Source organism: Klenkia sp. PcliD-1-E, assembly GCF_024124375.1.
GTDB lineage: Bacteria > Actinomycetota > Actinomycetes > Mycobacteriales > Geodermatophilaceae > Klenkia.
Genome location: NZ_JAMXRZ010000229.1, coordinates 1 through 2427, shown reverse-complemented (window position 1 = coordinate 2427; position 2427 = coordinate 1). Strand labels below are relative to the sequence as shown.

The window sequence follows — 2427 nt, the reverse complement described above, 5'->3', positions numbered from 1 at the left end:
TGTCCGCGGCGGGCGGCGTCCCCGAGCCCGGTGACCAGCGCGGTGGCCCGGGCGGCCCGCACCCACCGCATGCCCAGGCCCTCCGACACCGCGCACCCGCGGACCCGGTCGACCTCCAGCTCGGTGTGCCGCCGGGTCAGCAGCCCGCGGACGGCGACCAGCGAGCCACCCCGGCGGGTCAGCCGGAACCGCCAGTTGACCACCGCGCTGCCCACCACCGACCCGACGACGAGCACCAGCACGACCGCCACCAGGGCGACCGCGACGACGGCGGTGTCGGTGAGGTCGGGCCGGCCCAGGTCGGGCCGCCAGCGCCGGGGCAGCTCGTCGGCCAGCCGGAACAGCGCACCCACCGCGGCCAGCGGGACGGCGAGGTAGCTGCCCACCAGCGGGGCGTACAGCAGCCACCGGTTGTCGAAGCGGACCAGCTCCTGCTCGACCGGCTCGGCGGGGGCCTCCGCCGACGGCGCGGCGCGGCGGGCCAGCAGGTGCGCGCGCAGCCGGTCGGCCTCGGCGCGCGGCAGCCCGTCGACCACCAGCTCCTCGTCCGTGCCCCCCACCGCCCCGGCGGCGGCGTCCACCCGGACCCGGACCAGCCCGAGCAACCGGTGCAGCGGCGGCGCCTCCACCTCCACGCCGCGCACCCGGTCCAGCGGCACGGTGCGCACCGAGCGGGACAGCAGCCCGCGGGTGACCACCACGGCGCTGGCGCCGTCGGCGTAGGTGAAGCGCCACCAGGCCAGCCCGGCGGTCACCAGCGAGACCGCGGTGATGCCGACGGCGAGGGCCACCACCGCCCAGGGCCCGTCGGTCAGGCCGCGGAACGCACCGATGCCCAGCACCACCGGCACCCACTGCCGGGCCTGCTTGAAGGTGATGGTGTGCACCAGCACGACCCGCCACGACGTCCGCGCCGGGTTCACGTCGCCTCGTCGTCCGGGGCCAGGGCTGCGGCGCCGTCCCCGCCGGTCTGCCCGTCGGGGAGACGGGCCGGGAGGCTCCTCACGTCGCCTCGTCGCGGACCAGCTCAGCACGGTGCGCCAGGTCGTCGGCCACCCGGGCGGCGACGTCGGCGTCCAGGTGCGGGATGTGCACGGTGCCCTGCGACGAGGCGGTCAGCACCGCGACGCTGGCCAGGCCGAACAGCTGCTGCACCGCCCCGCGGGTCACGTCGACGGTCTGGATCCGGGACACCGGCACCAGCGTCCAGGTGCGCGACAGCCACCCGGTGCGGGTGTAGACCGCCTCGGCGGTGACCTCCCACCGGTGCACCCGGTAGCGCAGCCGCGGCCGCACCCCGATCGTCACCGCGCCCCAGACCACGGTGAGCACGGGCAGCAGCACCGCCAGCCAGGTGGGCAGCGGCACGAACAGTTCCAGGCCGGTGACCAGCAGCGCCAGCACCACCGTGCCGACGGCGCCCTCGAGGGTCCACAGCCCGACGGCGTTGCGGGACGGCGTCCAGGCGGGTGAGCGGGCCGGGTCGGGGTGCACGGGCCCCATCCTCCCGGGTGGGCCACCATGGAGGGCGTGACGATGCCGCAGCAGGTCCCCACCGTGCCCGCCAGCCAGGTCCCCGAGGACGCCGTCGTGCTCGACGTCCGCGAGGACGACGAGTGGGTCGCCGGCCACGTCGAGGGCGCCACCCACATCCCGATGGGCGAGGTCCCGGGTCGGCTCGACGACCTGCCCGAGGCCGACCCGCTCTACGTGACCTGCCGGGGCGGCGGACGCTCGGCGCGGGTGGCCGCGTGGTTGCTCGCCAACGGCTACGACGCGGTCAACGTCGGCGGCGGCATGGGCGAGTGGCAGGCCGCGGGCCGGCCGATGGTCAGCGAGACCGGTCAGCCGCCGACGGTGGTCTGAGGCGCCCGGGCCAGCGCCCACGGCGGCCGCAGCAGCAGCGCCCGCAGGTCGGCCGCGGCCCACAGCGCGCCGCCGGCCAGCGCCAGCGCGCACGCCCCGGCGACCAGCTGCACGGCCAAGCCCTCGGTCAGCGAGCCGGCCAGTGCCAGGTAGGCCGAGAGCGCGACGACGGCCCACCGGGCGCGCACCCCGCCGGCCGCGGCGACGGCGAACAGCCCCCAGGTCAGGTACCAGGGGTAGAGCGCGGGCCCGCTGAGGGCCAGCACCAGCAGCGCCAGCCCGACGGTCGACATCGCCTGCCGGGGCGTGCCGGCGGCGGCCCGCCAGAGCAGCCAGGCCGCCAGCCCCGCGCCCGCCAGTGCCGCGACCGCCCGGCCGACGGAGAGGGCGCCGTCCAGGCCCAGGCCGTGCACCGCCCACGCCAGGGCGTAGGACAGCCACGTGCTGGGTGCGGTGCCGTTGCGCACCGTGCCGGGCACGCCCATGGCGCCCACCCAGCCCAGCGGGTCGGGCAGCAGCACCAGGACCCCGGCGCCGACCGCCGCGGCGGCGGCCACGGCC

The 2427-nt window shown here is 77.9% G+C and carries 4 protein-coding genes; 1 reads left to right on the top strand and 3 read right to left on the bottom strand.

The features are described 5' to 3' along the window. Together NH342_RS22725 and NH342_RS22720 are read right to left on the bottom strand one after the other, a co-directional pair. On the bottom strand, positions 1-923 hold a 923-nt coding region (locus NH342_RS22725; RefSeq protein WP_253018601.1), incomplete at its 3' end, for a PH domain-containing protein. Positions 924-1002: 79 nt separating this feature from the next. Next, a complete protein-coding gene (locus NH342_RS22720) occupies positions 1003-1503 on the bottom strand; it encodes a PH domain-containing protein (protein ID WP_374209501.1) in 501 nt (166 codons plus the stop codon). Between the two features lie 33 nt (positions 1504-1536). Between NH342_RS22720 and NH342_RS22715 the strand changes: the two genes are divergently transcribed. Then, positions 1537-1866 carry a rhodanese-like domain-containing protein gene (locus NH342_RS22715; protein WP_253018603.1) on the top strand — a complete coding sequence of 110 codons (330 nt, stop codon included), beginning with the start codon at positions 1537-1539 and terminating at the stop codon, positions 1864-1866. On the opposite strand, the gene NH342_RS22710 is transcribed toward NH342_RS22715, so the two are convergent. Next, the coding region (locus NH342_RS22710) for a hypothetical protein (RefSeq protein WP_253018596.1) at positions 1845-2427 on the bottom strand (583 nt) is incomplete at its 5' end. The two genes, NH342_RS22715 and NH342_RS22710, sit on opposite strands and share 22 nt — an antisense overlap.

Excerpts from the sequence above, each read along its gene's own strand:
- NH342_RS22720 (WP_374209501.1), bottom strand. The coding sequence starts at position 1,503 with ATGGGGCCCGTGCACCCCGACCCGGCCCGCTCACCCGCCTGGACGCCG.
- NH342_RS22715 (WP_253018603.1), top strand. The coding sequence starts at position 1,537 with ATGCCGCAGCAGGTCCCCACCGTGCCCGCCAGCCAGGTCCCCGAGGAC.